The sequence below is a fragment of the Luteimonas sp. FCS-9 genome, assembly GCF_001014645.1.
In the GTDB taxonomy this organism is placed as follows: Bacteria; Pseudomonadota; Gammaproteobacteria; order Xanthomonadales; family Xanthomonadaceae; genus Luteimonas.
Window position 1 is genome coordinate 1 of the sequence record NZ_LASZ01000006.1, and the last position, 18,389, is coordinate 18,389.

The window sequence follows — 18,389 nt, forward strand, 5'->3', positions numbered from 1 at the left end:
CGGCATCACCGTCGAGAAGATCGTCGAGGCGGCCCGGGCGCTCTGAGCGCCGCAGTTGTCCCGATACACGAAGGCCCGCGCAAGCGGGCCTTTTTTCTGGTTCTTCGCCGAAGCTCGGGAGAACGACTTTTTCTGCGCAGGGGCGGTGGACGTCAGGATGCCTCGGGCGTGGCCGCTTTGTTCAGGTCGTGCTTGCTGCCGCCGCGGCAGGTCGGCGAATCGGGCACCTGTGCCTCGGCGGCCCATTCGTCCGGGGTGAAGGTGTGCAGCGCCAGCGCGTGGATGCGCTGCATCTGCTCGCCCAGCGTGCGGTAGACCAGCTGGTGGCGCTGGATCGCGCGCTTGCCCGCGAACGCCTCGCTGACGATCACCGCCTTGTAGTGCGTCTCGAGCCCGCGGCTGTGCATGTGGCTCTCGTCGTGCACCTCCAGGTGGCTGGGCTGCAGGGCGGCGAGGGCGTCGCGCAGGTGGTCGGCTCGCGTGGTCATGGCATCGGCAGGGAAGCGGGGGCTTCCGTCATGATGGCGGCGATGCGGGGCATTGCAATCCCTGGGCGCATCGATCGTCAGGCGACGCACGGCCGGCGACTTCGTGAATGGTCGCCGGGTCGGTCAGCCGCCGGGCACGGGGGGCGCGGCATCGGCCGCGGTCCTGCGCAGCGCCAGCGCGAGCAGGCGCGCCAGCAAGCGTTCCTGCAGCCCCCGCGGCGCGTCGAGCGCCATGCGTTGCAGCGCGGCGGTGTCGCCGGTGCGGCCCGCGCGCAGCGCCATGAACACGGTGCGCAGCTTGCCGCCGCGGGTGGCCGTGGCCGACTTGAGCCAGCCCAGCGCCGCCAGCAGGCGCTGCTCGACCGCGTCGAAATCGCTGCCCAGCGGATAGGCCGGCAGCGTGCCGTCGCGGCGCAGCGGGGCCAGCGCGTCGCGCAGGCGCGCGGCGGTGTTGCGTTCCCAGGCCGGCGGCCGGACGAAGCGCGGATCGAGCTTGCCCGCGGCGCGGGCGCGGTCGAGCAGCGCCGGCTGGTGCTCGGCGTCGGCCACGCGCGCCATCGCCAGCACGCAGTCCTCGTCGGTCGCGCCGCGCACGTCGGCGATCCCGTACTCGGTGATGTAGAGGTCGCGCAGGTGCCGCGGGATCGTCGTGTGGCCGTAGTTCCAGCGGATGTTCGGTTCGCGGCGGCCGCGGGTCTCGCGCGTGGCGCGCAGCAGCAGCGCCGAGCGCGCGTCGGGCAGCGCGTGCGCCATCGCGACGAAGTTGTACTGCCCGCCCACGCCCGAGACCACGCGGCCGTCGTCGAGCGCGTCGGAGACCGCGGCGCCGAGCGCGGTCGCCATCATGCAGCTGTTGAAGAAGCGCGCTTCGCGGCGCTGCAACCGTTCCAGGCCTTCGTCGAGCCCGTAGAGCTCGTTGACCTCGCCCACGCGCTTCATGCCGATGCCACGGCGCGTGTCGTCGTCGAGGCCGCGAAGCCAGGCGTAGAAGTCCGGCGAGCCGAGGTAGAACGCGCCGTGCAGGAACTCGCCGTCGCGTTCGATCAGTTCCCGGTCCAGCGCACTGGCGCTGCCATCGTTGGCCCGGCGCATCAGCGCGGCCTTGTCGACGACCTTGCGGCGGATCACGCCGACCTCGACGAGCCGCTTGAAGCCCTCGTTGATCATCTCGCTGCAGCCGTACAGGCCGGTCTCGAACGGGTCGAGGCCGCCGCAGGCGACGACCGCCGGATGCGTGGCCAGGCCCGGGTCGAGCGCGTGCAGCACACGTCGGTAGGCGGCGTTGTCGGTGTGGCGCAGCGCCAGCGCGTGGCACAGCGCGTCGGCCAGCGCGCCGATGCCGATCTGCAGCGTGCCGCCGTCGCGGACCAGCGCGCTGGCATGGAAGCCGATCGCATAGTCGGCGTCCGACACCGGTTGCCGGGGCAGGCCGAACAGTCGCGGGTACGGCGGTGGCGGGGTCACGACGATGTCGAAGAACGCGGCGTCGACCACGGCGGTTCCGCCCAGCCACGGCAGTTCCGGATCGATTTCGGCCACGACCAGAGGGCGCGGGTGACCGGCGGCCACGAGCGCGTCGATCGTGTCGAACGTCAGGTCGGTGTTCGACGACAGCGACAGGTGGGCGCCGTCCTCGCTGGCGGCGACCTTCTGCACCAGCACGTTGACGCCGCGGTCGACGAGGGCGCGGGCGACGTGCGTGTAGTTCAGGCTGGCGTAGCGGCGTTGGGCCTGGGTCGAGCCCAGCATCGCGCCGGACTGCATGTAGAACTCCTCGACGCTGACGTGCGGCGGCAGCGCGTCGCGGCGCAGCGCCTCGACGTACGCGAGCCGCACGAAGTCCTCGCCGAAATGCCGCCGTGCGAACGGACCGATGAAGCGGCCTTCCAGATCGGCACCGCCCGACGGCGGATCGAGCGACAGCGCGGTATAGAGCGCGAGCGGGCGCGTGGGATCGGCGAGCGCGGCGTGATAGAGCGCGTTGAGCAGGCGGTGCGGCTTGCCGATGCCCAGCGGCGCGCCGACGTGCAGCGGGCCGTCGACGTGGGCACGGATGTGGGCGACGGCCGCGTCGAGGTCGTGGAGATGGAGCGTCATGCGGCAAGCCTACCGGACGCGCGACCGGCGGCGGGCGCGTCGGCGGTCTCAGGCAGGCGGGCCCTGGCGCGGCGGCGGCGCGGCGGTCGCGGTGACCTCGTCGATCCGCCAGTGCACGGCCTGCGCCGTCTCGCGCACCGCCTGCGCCATGGCCGCGCCGACCGTGCCGTCGGCGGTGTCGAGGTACACCACACCCGACAGCCGCAGGCCCTCCTCGTGGAAGCGCACGCGGCACGACCGCACGCCGTCGAGCGCGGACACCGCCTCGCAGACCTGGGCCGGCAGCGGGTCGTGGTCGCTGCGGTCGGCATGCTGCGGGCGGGCGTCGTGCATGTCGCGCACGGCGTTGCGCAGGTTGCGCACGCCGTCGCGCAGCACCTCGATGGCGATGAAGATCGCAGCGGCGGCGTCGGCCCACCACAGCCCGAAGCCGATGCCGACCACGCCGGCGATGCCGGCCAGCGCGGTCATCCAGTCGGCCTTGTTCATGTCGGCGTCGGTGTAGAGCGGCTTGGACGACAGCGCCAGGGCCACCTTGAGCTTCATGCGGCCGAGGATCACCGGCGGTAGGGCCGAGACCGCGAGGGCCGCGATCATCAGCCAGCCCTGCCACAGGACGTGGTCGCCGATGACGACGGTGCCGACGACGGGGCGCGTCTGCGTGACCAGTACGTGCAGGCCGTCGAGCACCAGCAGCGCGCCCATGCCGGTCAGGGCGACCGAGGAGGCGAGGAAGGTGATGTCGAACGCGCGCTCGCGGCCGTTGATGTAGGTGCGGTCGATGCCGCGGGCGCGGAAGCGCAGCGCGATGAGGAACGCGGCCGGGGGCAGCAGGCTGAGCAGGTCCTCGACCAGGGCGGTCTGCATCGCCTGGGAGCCGCCCATCGCGAAATACATCATCACCGACACCGCGCCCAGCAGCCCGAGCGACCACCAGCACAGGCGGGCGGCGCGCTGGAGGTCGCGCTGCTGCGCGGGTCCGAGCGGATCGGGCGCGCGCTGGGCGGGTGGGGGCTGCGGGCGGTCGTGGGCGGTGCTCATCGCAGCATGCGCTCGCGGGTATGGAGGTAGCGATCGAGCGTGAGCTGCCAGGCATTCTCGCCGGGCGGCAATGCGAACCTGCGCCGGGCGAGGGTGCCGTCGGGGTCGCGCAGCACGAAGTCGCGCGACCAGCCGACGTCCTTCCACGGGGAGTCGTCGGTGTGTCCGCCGACGACCATGTGCAGGCGGTAGTCGAGCAGCGCGGTCATGAGCTCGTCGTGGCCGTCGGCGATCCATTCGACGGTGTAGCCGCGGTCGCGGGCGAAGGCCTGGACGAGTTCGATCTCGCTGCCGGTGGGGTCGTGGCCGGCGCGCAGCTCGACGAACGGCGGATCGTGACTGACGCCGACGCGCATCGTCTCGCGCGCGCGTTCGCTGCTGCCCTCGGTGTCGCGCGGGTAGCCGTTGCAGGCAGCCAGAGACAACAGGAGCAGGGCGAGCCAGGTGCGGATGAACATGGGCGGCGTTATCGGCCAATGGGTGTGCACGCGACGTGGATGGGGAGATTCGAGATGCGTTGCTCACGGGCAACGGGAAGCGGGCGATGTGCGCGTGTGCCCGCCGGGTACCGCGCCGAGTCGCGGCCCGATATCCGCTTGGTCGGCCCGCACCCGGCGGGCACTGGACGCTGTTCCGCGGCGGGGCGAAGAGCTGGGTCGCGACCGCTGGGTGGACGCGCTGTACATCGGCCCGATGCTTTTTTCGGCTGCGTCGTGCTCGGGGTCGGGACGATGTGCTCGCGTGTGCCCGCCGGGTACCGCGCCGAGTCGCGGCCCGATCCGCTTGGTCGGCGCGGCACCCGGCGGGCACTGGACGCTATTCCGCGGCGGAGCGGAGAGCTGGGTCGGAGCTCCGGCCATCTCCCCCGCGTGCGGGGGAGGTCGGCGCCACCGGCGCCGGGTGGGGCGCGCCATCGATTCTGGCGCCGGCATCAGTCTTCGATGGTCATATTGATTGAGAATCGTTAACATTGGCGGGCTGCAGGGCGGTTGTCCTTGCGCGACGCCGGCCGGCCGCGGCAGCGAGCCGGCCCCGGCGCAATCCCCACCACGAACCGAAGAACCGCCATGTCCCGTTCCCCGCATTCCGCCCCCGTCCGGCGGGCGCCGCTCGCCTGCGCGACGCTCGTCGCGTTGTCCTCCCTGACCTTCGCCTCCGGCGCGATCGCGGACGATGCCGCGGACCGGGTCACCACGCTCGACGGCCTGCAGGTCAAGGGCGAACGCGCGGAGGGCTATTCGGTGCGCCGGACGTCGGCCGGCACGCGCTTCGACCTGACCGCGCGCGAGATCCCGCAGTCGGTCAGCATCATCAGCCACGAGCGCATCGCCGACCAGAACCTCGACGACGTCATCGACGTGCTGCAGAACACCACCGGCGTGAGCAGCACGCAGTCCGACAGCGAGCGCACCGAGTTCTACGCGCGCGGCTTCTACATCGACAGCTACCAGTTCGACGGGCTGCCGACGCAGATGGTGCAGAACTGGAGCTACGGCGATTCGGGGCTGGACCTGGCGCTGTATGACCGCGTGGAGATCGTGCGCGGCGCGACCGGCCTGCTGAGCGGGGCGGGCAATCCGTCGGCCTCGGTCAACCTGATCCGCAAGCATGCCGACAGCGCGGAGCTCACCGGCAGCGTGTCGCTCAACGTCGGCGAGTGGGGCCGCAACCGCACCACCGTCGACGTGACCACGCCGCTCAATGCCAGCGGCACGGTGCGCGCCCGCGCGATCGGCAGCTATCTGGAGACCGACGCGCAGATGGAGCGCTACAGCCAGCGCAAGCAGCTGGGCTACGTCGTGATCGATGCCGATCTCACGCCCGACACGCAGCTCAGCGTGGGCTACGACTACCAGCACAAGCGCGCGAACGGGGCGACCTGGGGCGGGTTCCCGATGGTGTTCTCCGACGGCAGCTCGACCGACTACCCGGTCTCGTTCAATCCCTCGCCCGACTGGACCTACTGGGACACGACCAGCAAGCGCGCGTTCGCGACGCTGCAGCACGCCTTCGCCAACGGCTGGAAGCTCAAGGTCGGCGCGACCCACGACAAGACCGACGCCGACGACAAGCTCTTCTACCCGGCCTACAACGACTGGGCGACCGGTGCGTCGAACTTCGACCCCGTCACCGGCGCGGGCGTCTCGCCGTCGGCGGGCTTCTACAACACGCACCGCAAGGTCGACGGCCTGGACGGCTACGTGGACGGGCCGTTTCAGGCCTTCGGCCGCGAACACCAGTTCATGGCCGGGCTGAGCTACAACCAACGCGAGTACGCCAACTACGGCGACTACCAGGTCGGCGGCAAGGACGCAGCCGGCAACAGCCTGCCCTGGGACCCGTTCGACAGCTACCTCGGCTGGACCGGCGACATCGCACAGCCCGACTGGAACCCGCTGCCGCTGCAGAGCGCGGGCACGATCACCCAGAAGGCCGGCTACGCCGCCACGCGCCTGTCGCTGGCCGATCCGCTCAAGCTCATCGTCGGTGCGCGCTACAGCGAGTGGGAAAGCGAGGGCGAAGGCGCCGACCGCAAGCACGATGCCGTGACCCCGTACGCCGGCCTGGTGTTCGACATCGACGACACCTGGTCGACCTACGCCAGCTACACCGAGATCTTCCAGCCGCAGGTCGCGCGCGACATCAACGATCGCTATCTCGATCCGGTCGACGGCAAGAGCTACGAGGTGGGCGTCAAGGGCGCGTGGTTCGACAACCGGCTCAACGCCTCGCTTGCGGTGTTCCGCATCGAGCAGGACAACGTGGCGCAGACGACCAGCCAGCCGATCCCTTCGCGTCCGGGCGAGTTCGCTTCCGTCGCCGCGCGCGGCACGGTCAGCCGCGGCTTCGAGTTCGAGCTCAACGGCGAGCTGGCGCCGGGCTGGAACGCGACCTTCGGCGCCTCGCGCTACGTGGCCAAGGATGCCGACGGCGCAGACATCAATCCACGCCTGCCGCAGTCCACGATCAAGGCGTTCACCAGCTACACGCCGCGCAGCGCGTCGGAGCTCACGCTCGGCGGCGGCGTGAACTGGCAGAACGGCATCCATTACCCGGTGCCCGCCTACGGCCGGTTCGAGCAGTCGAGCTACGCGCTGGTCAACGCCTTCGTGCGCTATCGCCTGGCGCCGCAGTTCAGCGTGCAGCTCAACGCCAACAACCTGCTGAACAAGATGTACTACGCGCAGGTCAACGGCTACGGCGCCTACGGCGAAAAGCGCAACGGGCAGCTGACGTTCACCTACAACTTCTGAGCCCACGCGCCGGCACGTTGCCGGCGCTTCGCACGGGGCGTCGCGACAACCGCGACGCCCGTGCGGCGCTTCACTGGTCGAGCATGTCCGGCCGGAACAGCGCGCGGCGCGAGCGCGTCGGGCCGGCGATCATGAAGCGGCCGTCGCCGCGGTAGTGCACCGTGCGCGGCCATCTGGGCCGTGGGGCGACGTGGGCGCGGACGATGCGCCAGACGAACAGCGGGTAGTCGGCGGTGATCCGCGTCTCGTGCAACCGGCATTCGAAGTTCGCGTGGCATTCGCCGATCAGCGGCGCGTCGACCTCGTCGGCGTCGAGCGCGGTCAGTCCGAAGCGTTCGAACTTGTCGCCGTCGCGGCCGCTGCAGTTGCCGATGCCCACGACGGTGTCGAGCAGGTCGTCGGTCGGCAGGTTGATCACGCATTCGCGGCTGCGTTTCGCCAGCGCGTGGCTGCGGTTGGCCTGCCAGAGGTAGGTGCCGATGAGGTCGTAGCCGAGCATCATGTGCCAGCCCAGCGTCATGATGCCGCGCTCGCCGCGATGGGCGGTGGACAGCAGCACGACCGGTCCGGGCTCGAGCAACGTCCGGGCGCGGTCGACGGGCAGGGCCTGCTTGCGGCGGGTCGGCATCGGCGTCTCGTCTGCATGGGACGACGCGATGTCTAGCGCAATCCGCGTCGATCGCACGCGAAGCCGCGTCCGGCGCCTCAGTCGAAGATGTGCACCGCCTCGGCGAGCCGACGCACGTCGTCGGTGGTGTGGCTGACGTAGAGCATCGGTAGGCGGACCTCGTCGCGCACGCGCTGCAGCCAGGGAATCAGTTCCTCGCGGCGCGCCTGGTCGAGCGCCGACAGCGGCTCGTCGAACAGCAGCACCGCCGGCTGCGAGAGCAGCGCGCGGCCGATCGCGACGCGCTGCGCCTCGCCGCCCGACAGGTGCGCCGGGCGCCGTGCGAGCAGGTGGCCGATGCCGAGCAGCTCGACCACCTGGTCCAGCGCGAACGCCTGCGGACCGGCATGGCGGCCGTAGCCCAGGTTGCGCTGGACGTCCAGGTGCGGGAACAGCCGGGCGTCCTGGAACACGTAGCCCACGCGCCGCCGGTGCGCGGGCAGGTCGATCCGACGCGCGCTGTCGAACAGCACGCGGCCGTCGATCTCGATGCGCCCGGCCTGCGGACGCACCAGGCCGGCGATCGCGTTGAGCACGCTGGTCTTGCCCGAACCGGACGGGCCGGTCAGCGCGACCACGCGCTGGTCGGCATCGATGCGCACGTCGCGCGCGAAGCCGCCCAGGCGCAGCCGGATGTCGATCGCCAGGCTCATGCCTCGCGGCCCCCGCGCTGGCGACGGACCAGCCATTCGGACGCCAGCAGGGCCGCCAGCGAGATCGCGACCGCGACCAGCGCCAGTCGCCAGATGCCGGCCTCGCCGCCGGGCACCTGCATCAGGCCGTAGATCGCCGAGGACATCGTCTGCGTCTCGCCGGGGATGTTGGAGACGAAGGTGATCGTCGCGCCGAACTCGCCCAGCGCCTTGGCGAACGCGAGGACCGCGCCGGCGACGAGACCGGGCCAGGCCAGCGGCAGCGTGATCGTCAGGAACACGCGCCAGGGGCCGGCGCCCAGTGTCGCGGCCGCCTGCTCGAGCCGGCGGTCGACGTTCTCGATCGACAGCCGGATCGTGCGCACCATCAGCGGAAAGCCCATCAGCGCGCTGGCCAGCGCGGCCCCGGTCCAGCGGAACGCGACGCTGATGCCGAACGTGTCGTCGAGCCACAGGCCGACCGGGCCGTTGCCGCCGAGCACCACCAGCAGCGCGTAGCCCACCACGACCGGCGGCAGCACCAGCGGCAGGTGCACCAGCGCGTCGAGCAGCGACTTGCCGAAGAAGCGCCGGCGCGCGAGCAGCCACGCCACCGCGATGCCGAACGGCAGGCTGCCCAGCGCGGCCGCGGTCGCGACCTTGAGGCTCAGCCGGATCGCGACGAGTTCGTCGGGTCCGAAGGCGAACCAGGGGCTCGGCGACACCGCGCGTCTCAGCGGATCGTGAAGCCGTGGCGGCGGAAGATCTCCGACGCCGCGTCGCCGTCGAGCCAGCGCACGAACGCATCGGCCTGGTGCGGCTGGCCGCTCGCCGCCACGCGTGCGACCGGGTAGACGATCTCGGGGTGGCTGTCGGCCGGGAACGTGGCCAGCACCTTGACCCGCGGCTCGGCGCGCGCGTCGCTGCCGTAGACGACCCCCAGCGGCGCCTCGCCGCGGGCGACCAGCGCCAGCGCCGCGCGCACGCTGTCGGACTCGGCGACGCGCGGCCGCAGCGCGTCCCAGGTGCCGAAGGACTCGAACGCGGCCTTGGCGTACTTGCCGGCGGGCACGCTGGCGACCAGCGCCAGCGACAGGCGACCGCGCTCGCCCAGCAGCGGCAGCAGGTCGCTGCGCGCGTCCAGCGCGAACGGCTGCGCACGGCTGCCGGCCGGCGCGACCAGCACCAGGCTGTTGCCCAGCAGGTTGCGGCGCGATCCGGGATCGATCAGCTTGCGCTGCGCCAGCCAGTCCATCCATTCGAGGTCGGCGGACACGAACACGTCGGCCGGCGCGCGCTGCTCGATCTGGCGGGCCAGCGCCGAGCTGGCCGCGTACGACACGCGCACCGGCTGGCCGGTCTCGCGCTCGTACTGCGCGGCGGCGGCATCGAGCGATTCCTTGAGGCTGGCGGCCGCGAACACCGTCAGCGGCGACTGCGCGAATGCGGGCAGCGTCGCGACCACGAGCGCGGCCGTCAGCAGCCAGGCGCGGAGACGGCGGGGGAGTGGATTGATCATGGCGGGGTCCGGGAGGGGGTCAGGGGGCGGTGACGACGACGATGCGCTCGACCTGGCGCACGCTGCGGGCCGCACGTGCGTCGTCGGCGACCAGCAGCCGCAGCGGGCCGTCGGCCGCGTCGAGCGGCCGGCCGTTGCAGCGGTCGGCCAGCAGGACGATCCGGTCGCCGAGCGTGGGGTCGAGCTCGGCCAGCGAGAACAGCGCGCGATAGCCGTCGCGCGCGGTCACCAGCACGTAGCGGTCGGGCGGGCCGCCGTGCTGCGGCGCATCGGGCATCGCACCGCTGGCCCGCAGAAGCCCGGCCAGCGACACGCCCTCGCAGCGGCGCGGGCGTCCGTGGTCGTCGACGGCCAATTCGCGGCGCTGCAGCGTCGCCCGCGCGGCCGCGTCGAGCGGCACGACCTGCGGCGAGGCGGCGGGCGGCGGCGATGCGTGGGCATGCGCGTCCGGGCCCTGCGCGGCGGCGGCCGTGCACAGCGGCAACAGCAGGGCCGGCAGCAGGCGGCGGGGCAGGATCATCGCGGCAGGTCCGCTCGTTATGTACACAGGAGAATAACGGTGGCGCGGTGAACGGTAAACCGCATCGCGCCGTGCGGGTCGGGGGCGCACCGCTACAGCGCGTCGATCGGCAGCTTGAGGTAGCGCACGCCGTTGGCCTCCGGCTCGGGCAGCGCGCCGGCGCGCAGGTTGGTCTGCACCGACGGCAGCAGCAGCGCCGGCATCGCGAGCGTCGCGTCGCGGGCGGTGCGCATCGCGACGAACGTCGCCTCGTCGATCCCGTCGCGCACGTGGATGTTCTCGCGCCGCTGGGCGCCGATCGTCGTCTCGCAGGCCACCGGCCGGCCGCCCGGGCCGTAGTCGTGGCAGACGAACACGCGGGTCGCGTCCGGCAGGGCGAACAGCCGCAGGATCGACCGGTACAGCGTCGCCGCGTCGCCGCCGGGGAAGTCGCAGCGCGCGGTGCCGCCGTCGGGCATGAACAGCGAGTCGCCGGTGAACAGCGCATCGCCGATCAGGTAGGCGTTGCTGTCGCTGGTGTGGCCCGGTACCGGGATCGCGCGGGCCGCCAAGCCGCCGACGCCAAACTCGGCCTCGGGCGCGAACAGGTGGTCGAACTGCGAGCCGTCCACCGGGAAGTGCTCGCCCAGGTTGAAGATCGGGCGGAAGGTCTTCTGCACGGCGCGGATGCCCTCGCCGATCGCCAGGCGCGCGCCGGGCAGCTGCCGGCGCAGCCAGTCGCCGGCCGACAGGTGGTCGGCATGGGCGTGCGTTTCGAGGATCCACTGCACGTCGAGGTCGTGGCCGCGCACGTGGGCGAGCAGATGCCCCGCCGACACGGTGGCCGTCCTCGCCGAGGCGGGATCGAAGTCGAGGACCGGATCGACGATGGCGGCCGCGTGCGATCGCGGATCGCGGACGACGTAGCTCCACGTGTTGCTGCCGACGTGGAAGAACGGGGTGACCTCGGGCGGCATCGGCGGTTCCTGCGGACGGGGCCGGACCACTGTAGGACCGCGCCGTGACGCGAAGGTTCGCGTCCGGTGTTTCGCTTCAGGGGGCCGGCGTCGCCAGCGCGGCGTTGAGCAGCGCGCCGAGCCGGGTGCCGGCGTCGCGCAGCTGCCGCTCGACGGTCGGCAGCTGGGCCGCCACGTAGTCTTCGCCGAGCCGGCCGCGCACGGGGTACACGCCGGGCGCGACCGCGATGCGGCAAGCGGCCTGGGCCCAGTCCTGCGCCGCGGGCGGCAGGAGGCGGGCGTCGGGCGCGGGCGGTGGCAGCGCCTGCAGGTCGGCCAGCCACGCGTCGTCGCTGCGGCCGGCGGCGTTGAGCATGCCGCTGTCCCAGAACGCGTGCAGGTTGGTGCCGCGTCCGCGGTGGTTGATCTGGTGGGTGTTGCCGCCCTTGTCGTGGGCGTAGCCGGCGTGCATCGGCTGGTGCACGTCGCCGACGAAATGCACCACGAACTTCAGCGCGGCGGCGCGTTCGGCGCGCGGGCGCGCGCGGTCGGCCAGGATCGCGGTCTGCGTCTTGATCGCCTCGACCACGCAATCGCCGCCCGGGCAGTCGCGTGCGGGATCGTAGCGGCAGCCCGACTCGCCGATGTTGACGTAGTGCCATTTCGCCGAGCGGCGGCCGAGGTCGGGATCGCGCTCGCGCAGTTCGTCGGCCCAGGAGGCGATGCCGCCGAGCGTGGGCTCGGGCTCGCCGGCGAGCAGCGCGTCGACCTGCGCGCGGGCCTGCGGGGTGAGATCGCGCTCGGCGAGCTGGGCGACCAGGCGGTGGCCCAGCTTGCCCCAGGCGAACGCGGACGGAGACGCCGCCGCGAGGGCGAGCAGGCAGAACAACAGGACGGGACGGCGCATCCGGCAATTCTATCGGATGCGCCGTTTCCGCGATCGGTGGATCAGAACTTCAGGACGTACGCCGCGCCGTAGGCGATCGGGTCGATGTTCGCGGTGCCGAGCTTGGCGCCGTCGACGCGGACGTCGCTGTCGATGTCCATCCAGCGGGCGTCGACGCGGATCGCACCGTTGCCGACCTTGAAGTCGACGCCGACGTGCGCGGCCAGGCCCCAGGAGTTGCTCAGCGCCAGGCGCGAACCGGCCAGCGCACCGCGGGTCTCCTCGTCGAAGAACGTGGTGTAGTTGACGCCCACGCCGACCAGCGGCGAGACGGTGCCGGTCCCGTTGAAGTGGTACTGCAGGCTCAGCGTCGGCGGCAGGTGCTTGGTGCTGCCGACCTGGCCCAGGCCATCGATGTCGATGTCGTGGCGGAACGGCGTGGCGGCCAGCACCTCGATGCCGAGGTTGTCGCGCACGAAGTACTCGACGGCGATCGTCGGGCGCGTGCTGCTGCCGATCGACAGCGGCAGGGTGCCGTCGGCGAGCGTGCCGTTGTCGGACTTGGGATTGACGTTGTGGGCGCCGATGGCGACGGTCCACTCGCCGGCCGACTGGGCGGCGGCGGGGAGGGCGGGAACGGCGCAGGCGAGGGCGAGCAGGGCAATGGACAGCGGACGCATCGTGGCGGTCTCTTCGTGGGAACTGTCGACAGTGTCCGCGCGTCGCGCCGGGCGCGCCTTGATCCCGATCAACGCCGGCGCGATCGTTCTGCGCTTGCAGCGCGCGACGACGCGCGATCGGGGCTCGCGGTAGAATCGGGCGGCTGTTTCCGATGCCGGTCGCGTGCCGGCATGGCGTCCCTTCCCATTTCACGTGCCGCGCCCGCGCGGCTGCAGGAGTCCGGATTCATGGCGATCAAGGTTGGCATCAACGGTTTCGGCCGCATCGGCCGCAACGTGCTGCGCTCTGCGGTGCAGAACTTCGACGGCGAGATCGAGATCGTCGCGATCAACGATCTGCTCGAGCCCGACTACCTGGCCTACATGCTGCAGTACGACTCGGTGCACGGCCGCTTCCAGGGCGAGGTCTCGGTCGAGGGCGACACGCTGGTCGTCAACGGCCGGAAGATCCGCCTGACCCAGGAACGCGACCCGGCCAACCTGAAGTGGGACGCGGTCGGGGCGGAGGTCGTCATCGAGTCGACCGGCCTGTTCCTGACCAAGGAGACCGCGCAGAAGCATATCGACGCCGGCGCGAAGAAGGTCATCCTGTCGGCGCCGTCGAAGGACGACACGCCGATGTTCGTCTTCGGCGTCAACCACGAGAGTTACGCGGGCGAGGCGATCGTCTCCAACGCCTCGTGCACGACCAACTGCCTGGCGCCGCTGGCCAAGGTGATCCACGACAAGTGGGGCATCAAGCGCGGCCTGATGACGACCGTGCACGCGGCGACCGCGACCCAGAAGACCGTCGACGGCCCGTCCAACAAGGACTGGCGCGGCGGCCGCGGCATCCTGGAGAACATCATCCCGTCGTCGACCGGCGCGGCCAAGGCGGTCGGCGTGGTGATCCCCTCACTCAACAAGAAGCTCACCGGCATGAGCTTCCGCGTGCCGACGTCGGACGTGTCGGTGGTCGACCTGACCGCCGAGCTTGAGAAGCCCGCCAGCTACGACGAGATCAAGGCCGAGATCAAGGCCCAGAGCGAGGGCGCGCTCAAGGGCGTGCTGGGCTACACCGAGGACAAGGTCGTGGCGACCGACTTCCGCGGCGACGCGCGCACGTCGATCTTCGACGCCGAGGCCGGCATCGCGCTCGATGCGACGTTCGTCAAGCTCGTGGCCTGGTACGACAACGAGTGGGGCTACTCCAACAAGTGCCTGGAGCTGGCCCGGGTGGTCGCCGGCAAGTAACGCCGCCGCTCCCGTGCGCGATCCGAAGCCCCGCCGCGTGCGGGGCTTCTCGTCTGCGCATCGCCTGCGTCGCCGGTCGGCATCGCGACGCGACCGCGGAGTGTCCGTTTCCGGGCGGTACAGGTAAGGTGCGCCGATGCGCGCCGCCGGCGCGGACGGATCCGAGCCATGGAAGCACTGCTCCTCCTGGGCATCGCGTTGCTGGTCGCGGTGCCGGTCATGCTGATCGTCGCGCTGGTGTCGTTGTTCGACCTGCGCCGGCGCGTGACCGAGCTCGAGACGCAGGTCGATGCATTGCGGAGCCCGACACCCGCGGCCGCGCAGCGGACGGCCGAGGTGGACGCGCCGGACGAGGCCAGGGAGGACACGGCGCTCGGGGACGAGGCGACGCCGTGGGCGGACGACGGCGCGAGCGTCGGGCACGATCGGGCGCCGCCGGTGGCCGATCCGTGGCCGGGCCCGCCCGTGTCCACGCCGCCGCCGCCGCCGCTGCCGCCGGCGCCGCCGCGGGCGGCCTGGCGCGACGCCGATCCTGCCCCGACCGGAGCGGCGCCCGCGGCGCCGTCGCGCCCGCCCGGCCCCGACCCGTTCGCGCGCGCCGCGCGCTGGGTGCGCAGCTGGTTCACCACCGGCAACGTGCCGGTCAAGATCGGCATGCTGGTGCTGTTCGCCGGTGTCGCCGCGCTGCTCAAGTACGCCAGCGACCAGGGCTGGCTGTCGGTGCCGGTGGAACTGCGGCTGGCGGCGGTGGCGGCCGCGGCGATCGGCGGGCTGGCGTTCGGCTGGCGGCGCCGCGACAGCCACCGCACGTTCGCGCTGAGCCTGCAGGGCGGAATGATCGGCATCCTGTTGCTGGTCGTGTTCGCGGCCTACAAGCAGTTCGGCCTGCTGCCGGGCGGCATCGCATTCGCCGCGAGCGTGGCGCTGGTCGCCGGCGCCGGCGTGCTGGCGGTGCTGCAGGACGCGCGCGCGCTGGCGGTGTTCGCGGTGCTGGCCGGCTTCCTCGCGCCGATCTGGCTGTCGACCGGCGGCGGCAGCCATGTCGCGCTGTTCGCCTACTACGCGGTGCTCAACGGCGCGATCCTGGGCATCGCGTGGTTCCGCGCCTGGCGCGTGCTCAACCTGCTGGGCTTCGCCTTCACGTTCGGCATCGGCACGCTCTGGGGCGTGCTGCGCTACGCGCCGGACGACTTCGCCACGACCCAGCCGTTCCTGGCGTTGTTCTTCGCGTTCTACCTCGCGATCCCGCTGCTCTACGCGCGGCGCCGCCCGCCGTCGAGGCGCGACCTCGTCGACGGCTGCCTCGTCTTCGGCACCCCGCTGGTGGCGTTCTCGCTGCAGGCCGGCCTGCTGCAGGGACATAGGTTCGCGCTCGCGCTGTGTGCGCTCGGCGGGGCCGCGGTCTACGCGGCGCTGGCCTGGGCGCTGCTGCGACGCCGGCGCGAGGCAGTGCTGGGCCAGGCGTATGCGCTGCTCGCGGTCGGCTTCGCGACGCTGGCCGTGCCGCTGGCGCTGTCGGCGCACGCGACCGCCTGCGTGTTCGCGCTCGAAGGCGCCGGGCTGGTCTGGCTGGGCCTGCGTCAGCGCCGCTGGCTGCCGCAGCTCTCGGGTGTGGGCCTGCAGCTCGCCGCTGCGGTGGCCTACGCGCTCGCGGCGACCGTGTGGTCGCGGCCGGCCGATCCGGCGTTCGTGAACGGCGGCTTCGCCGGCGCGCTGCTGATTGCGCTGTCGGGCCTGGCGACCGCAGCCGGCTACCGGCAGGCCGGGCGCCTGCCGGTCGCGCGCATCGCCTACGCCTGGGCGCTGGCCTGGTGGCTGGGCGCGTGGATCCAGGAGCTCGCGCGCGCGGTGCCGTCGGCCTCGCTGCCCGACGCGCTGCTCGCGCTGGCCGCGGTCACCGGCTGGCTCGCGGCCGAGGTCCATCGCCGCCGGCCCGACGCGGTCCTCGGCGCGACGCTGTTCGCCGCGCTGCTCGTCGCTGCGCCGCTCGCGTTCTGGCAGATGCAGGCGCACGTGCAGCCTTTCGCCGGCTACGGCGCGCCGGCGTGGGCGGCGTTCGCGGTGCTCGGGTTCCGCGGGCTGGTGTGCCTGCGCGCGGGGGAGGACCGGATCGCGCGCGCGGCCCAGTTGCTGTGGTGGTTGCTGTGGCCGCTGGTGGTATCGCTGCTGATGGCGCACGTCGCCCGCATGGCCGGGCTGGCCGGCGGCTGGTTCGCGGTGGCGGTGGCGCTGCCGTGGCTGGTCGTCTCGGCGCTGTCGCTGTGGCGCTGGCCCTGGCTGGCGCGGCCGCTGGGGGAGCGCTTCGATCCGGTGCGCACCACGTTGCGCGGCGCGCTGTTGGGCGTGCTCGCGCTGTGGTGGCTGGCCGCACTGGGCAACCCCGGCGACAGCGCGCCGCTGCCATGGATCGCGGTGCTCAACCCGCTCGACCTGGCCCAGGCGGCGGTCGTGCTGCTGCTCGCCCGTTGGCTGTGGTCGCCCGATGGTCCCGCGCTGCCTCGGGCGCCGCGCGTGCCCCTGCTGTCGATGCTGGCGTTCGCACTCGTCACCGCGATCACGCTGCGCGCCGCCCATCAGTGGGGCGGCGCGCCGTGGGACGGGCGCCTGGCGGGCAGCAGCCTGGCCCAGACCAGCCTCACCGTGGTCTGGAGCATCCTCGGCATGCTGGGCTGGATCGTCGGCTCGCGCCGCGGCCAGCGGGCGCTGTGGCTGGCCGGCGCGGTGCTGATGGCGGTCGTGCTGGCGAAGCTGGTCTTCGTCGATCGCGGCCACCTGGGCAACCTGTGGGGGATCGGCTCGTTCATCGCCTACGGCCTGCTGTGCACGGTCGTGGGCTTCTTCGCGCCGGCGCCGCCGCGCGCCGTCGCCGTCAACGAGGAAGCGTCCGCATGATCCGGTCCCGACACGTCGTCGTCGCCTGCCTGCTGGGCGCGTCCGCCGTCGCAGCCGCGCAGGCCGAGTTCGCGGCGCAATGGCCGCTGGCGCCCGACGATCCGTCGGCGAGCGCCTACCGCGTCGAGCTCACGCCGGAGATCTACGCGCGGGTGTGGTCGCCGGCGCTGCGCGACGTGGTCGTCGTCGATGGCGACGGCCGGCCGGTGCCGGCGGCGTTCGTTGCCGAGCCGGCGGCCCGGGCGGCCGCGACGCGCCGCGAGCTGCCTTGGTTCCCGTTGCCCGGCGATGTCGGGAACCGCGACGGTGACATCGCCGCGATCAGCGAGATCGACGCCGACGGCAGCCTGCGGCGCGTGCAGTTCCGCGCGCCCGGCGGCGAGGCCGCCGGCGCGGTGCTCGTCGACGCCAGCGCGCTGGATGCCCCGGTGACCGCGCTCGCGCTGCGCTGGGACGAGACGCAGCCGCCGTTCGAGCAGGCCTACCGGGTCGAGGCGTCCGACGACCTGCGGCAGTGGCGCGGCGTGAACGACGAGGTGCGCGTGCTCGACCTGCGCCGCGACGCGCAGCGGCTGGTCGAGCGGCGCATCGCGCTGCCCGGACCGGTCGACGCACGCTACCTGCGCCTGACGCCCTTGCGCGCGGCGACCGTGCCGCTGCGCCTGCAGGCGGTCGAGGCCGAGCTCGCGCCGGCGCAAGAGCCGGTGGCCTGGCATTGGCAGGTACCGGCGCCGCAGCCGGCCGACGCCCGCGGCGCCCTCGTCTATCGCACCGATGGCCGGTTCCCGGTGGAGCGGATCGACATCGCGCTGGCCGGCAACGGCACGGGGCGCTGGACCCTCGAGCGACGCGATGCCGACGACGGCCCCTGGCGCATCGTCGCGAGCGATCACGTGGTGTTCCAGGCGGGCGCCGGCGCCGATGTCCGGCGCGCGCCGCCGCTGGCGCTGTCGGCGCCGGTCCGCGACCGCCAGTGGCGACTGACGCCCGCCACGCCGTCGCATGGTGCGCCGCCGACGCTGCGCCTGGGATATCGCCCCGAGACGCTGGTGTTCGTCGCCGAAGGGCGGCCGCCCTACGCGCTGCAGGCCGGCAGCGCGCGGGCCGCCCGCACTGATGCGCCGGTCGCGCCGCTGCTCGATGCGCTGCGCGCGCAGCACGGCCCCGCCTGGCGCCCGGCTGCGGCCGTGCCCGGCGCGATGACGCCGCTGGCGGGCGAGGCCGCGCTGCAGCCCGCACCCCAACCGCGCGACTGGAAGACCTGGACGCTGTGGGGCGTGCTGCTGCTCGGCGTGCTCGTGGTCGGTGGCTTCGCATTGAGCCTGCTGCGCGGGCGCACCGCCGCGTAGCGCCGAGCCTTGGGGCCGCTGTGCGAGCGGCGGTCGGCGTCGGCGCGCTCGTGCGAAGAGAAAGGAGCGTAGGAGCGCGCTTGCGAGCGAAAGGCGTTCCCGGGGAGGCCCTCGCGCGCAAGCGCGCTCCTACACGCGGCAGTCGCGCATGCGGTTTGCCTGCGCGAGGCGGCTGCGCGGACAATGGCCGTCTCAT

Annotated in this window: 16 protein-coding genes; 4 read left to right on the forward strand and 12 right to left on the reverse strand. The window is 72.6% G+C overall.

The annotated features are described in order from the left end of the window. Window positions 1-152: 152 nt before the first annotated feature. The 4 genes from WQ56_RS06875 to WQ56_RS06890 form a co-directional block, all read right to left on the reverse strand. Window positions 153-488 carry a BolA family protein gene (locus WQ56_RS06875; RefSeq protein WP_047136361.1) on the reverse strand — a complete coding sequence of 112 codons (336 nt, stop codon included), beginning with the start codon at window positions 486-488 and terminating at the stop codon, window positions 153-155. A 123-nt stretch (window positions 489-611) separates the two neighbouring features. Then, complete coding sequence (locus WQ56_RS06880; RefSeq protein ID WP_047136362.1) at window positions 612-2,585, reverse strand: acetyl-CoA hydrolase/transferase C-terminal domain-containing protein; 1,974 nt, start codon at window positions 2,583-2,585, stop codon at window positions 612-614. Between the two features lie 48 nt (window positions 2,586-2,633). Continuing rightward, window positions 2,634-3,626 (reverse strand): cation transporter, encoded by a 993-nt coding sequence (locus WQ56_RS06885; RefSeq protein WP_047136363.1) that lies wholly within the window; start codon window positions 3,624-3,626, stop codon window positions 2,634-2,636. Next, the gene (locus WQ56_RS06890) at window positions 3,623-4,084 is read right to left on the reverse strand and encodes a transporter substrate-binding domain-containing protein (RefSeq protein WP_047136364.1); all 462 of its coding nucleotides are present in this window, start codon (window positions 4,082-4,084) and stop codon (window positions 3,623-3,625) included. Before WQ56_RS06890 ends, WQ56_RS06885 begins: the two co-directional genes overlap by 4 nt. Window positions 4,085-4,693: 609 nt before the next feature. Here WQ56_RS06890 and fhuE point away from each other — a divergent pair. Next, on the forward strand, window positions 4,694-6,880 hold the full coding sequence (gene fhuE / locus WQ56_RS06895) for a ferric-rhodotorulic acid/ferric-coprogen receptor FhuE (RefSeq protein ID WP_047136365.1): 2,187 nt from the start codon (window positions 4,694-4,696) through the stop codon (window positions 6,878-6,880). A 70-nt stretch (window positions 6,881-6,950) separates the two neighbouring features. Here fhuE and WQ56_RS06900 read toward each other — a convergent pair whose 3' ends face one another. The 8 genes from WQ56_RS06900 to WQ56_RS06935 form a co-directional block, all read right to left on the reverse strand. After that, window positions 6,951-7,508 carry a flavin reductase family protein gene (locus tag WQ56_RS06900; protein ID WP_047136366.1) on the reverse strand — a complete coding sequence of 186 codons (558 nt, stop codon included), beginning with the start codon at window positions 7,506-7,508 and terminating at the stop codon, window positions 6,951-6,953. Window positions 7,509-7,585: 77 nt separating this feature from the next. Continuing rightward, entirely contained in the window at window positions 7,586-8,200 is a 615-nt protein-coding gene (gene modC / locus WQ56_RS06905) for a molybdenum ABC transporter ATP-binding protein (RefSeq protein WP_047136367.1), read from the reverse strand. Further along, window positions 8,197-8,904 (reverse strand): molybdate ABC transporter permease subunit, encoded by a 708-nt coding sequence (modB, locus tag WQ56_RS06910; protein WP_047136368.1) that lies wholly within the window; start codon window positions 8,902-8,904, stop codon window positions 8,197-8,199. Before modB ends, modC begins: the two co-directional genes overlap by 4 nt. A gap of 8 nt (window positions 8,905-8,912) precedes the next feature. Then, entirely contained in the window at window positions 8,913-9,698 is a 786-nt protein-coding gene (gene modA, locus WQ56_RS06915; protein ID WP_047136369.1) for a molybdate ABC transporter substrate-binding protein, read from the reverse strand. A 19-nt stretch (window positions 9,699-9,717) separates the two neighbouring features. Then, window positions 9,718-10,218, reverse strand: coding sequence for a molybdopterin-dependent oxidoreductase (locus WQ56_RS17680; RefSeq protein ID WP_052772890.1), 501 nt, complete (start codon window positions 10,216-10,218; stop codon window positions 9,718-9,720). Between the two features lie 92 nt (window positions 10,219-10,310). Beyond that, on the reverse strand, window positions 10,311-11,174 hold the full coding sequence (locus tag WQ56_RS06925) for an MBL fold metallo-hydrolase (RefSeq protein ID WP_047136370.1): 864 nt from the start codon (window positions 11,172-11,174) through the stop codon (window positions 10,311-10,313). Between the two features lie 76 nt (window positions 11,175-11,250). Next, window positions 11,251-12,060 (reverse strand): S1/P1 nuclease, encoded by an 810-nt coding sequence (locus WQ56_RS06930; RefSeq protein WP_047136371.1) that lies wholly within the window; start codon window positions 12,058-12,060, stop codon window positions 11,251-11,253. A 41-nt stretch (window positions 12,061-12,101) separates the two neighbouring features. After that, window positions 12,102-12,719, reverse strand: a complete 618-nt coding sequence (locus WQ56_RS06935; protein WP_047136529.1) for an OmpW family outer membrane protein — start codon at window positions 12,717-12,719, stop codon at window positions 12,102-12,104. Window positions 12,720-12,947: 228 nt separating this feature from the next. On the opposite strand from WQ56_RS06935, the gene gap reads away from it, so the two are divergent. From gap to WQ56_RS06950, 3 genes are all read left to right on the forward strand, one after another. After that, window positions 12,948-13,952: a type I glyceraldehyde-3-phosphate dehydrogenase gene (gap, locus tag WQ56_RS06940; protein WP_047136372.1), complete on the forward strand. Its 1,005-nt coding sequence runs from the start codon at window positions 12,948-12,950 to the stop codon at window positions 13,950-13,952. Window positions 13,953-14,120: 168 nt separating this feature from the next. Continuing rightward, a complete protein-coding gene (locus WQ56_RS06945) occupies window positions 14,121-16,844 on the forward strand; it encodes a DUF2339 domain-containing protein (RefSeq protein ID WP_047136373.1) in 2,724 nt (907 codons plus the stop codon). Further along, window positions 16,841-18,193, forward strand: a complete 1,353-nt coding sequence (locus WQ56_RS06950; protein WP_047136374.1) for a DUF3999 domain-containing protein — start codon at window positions 16,841-16,843, stop codon at window positions 18,191-18,193. The genes WQ56_RS06945 and WQ56_RS06950 overlap by 4 nt, the downstream gene beginning before the upstream one ends. The last annotated feature ends 196 nt before the right edge of the window (window positions 18,194-18,389 follow it).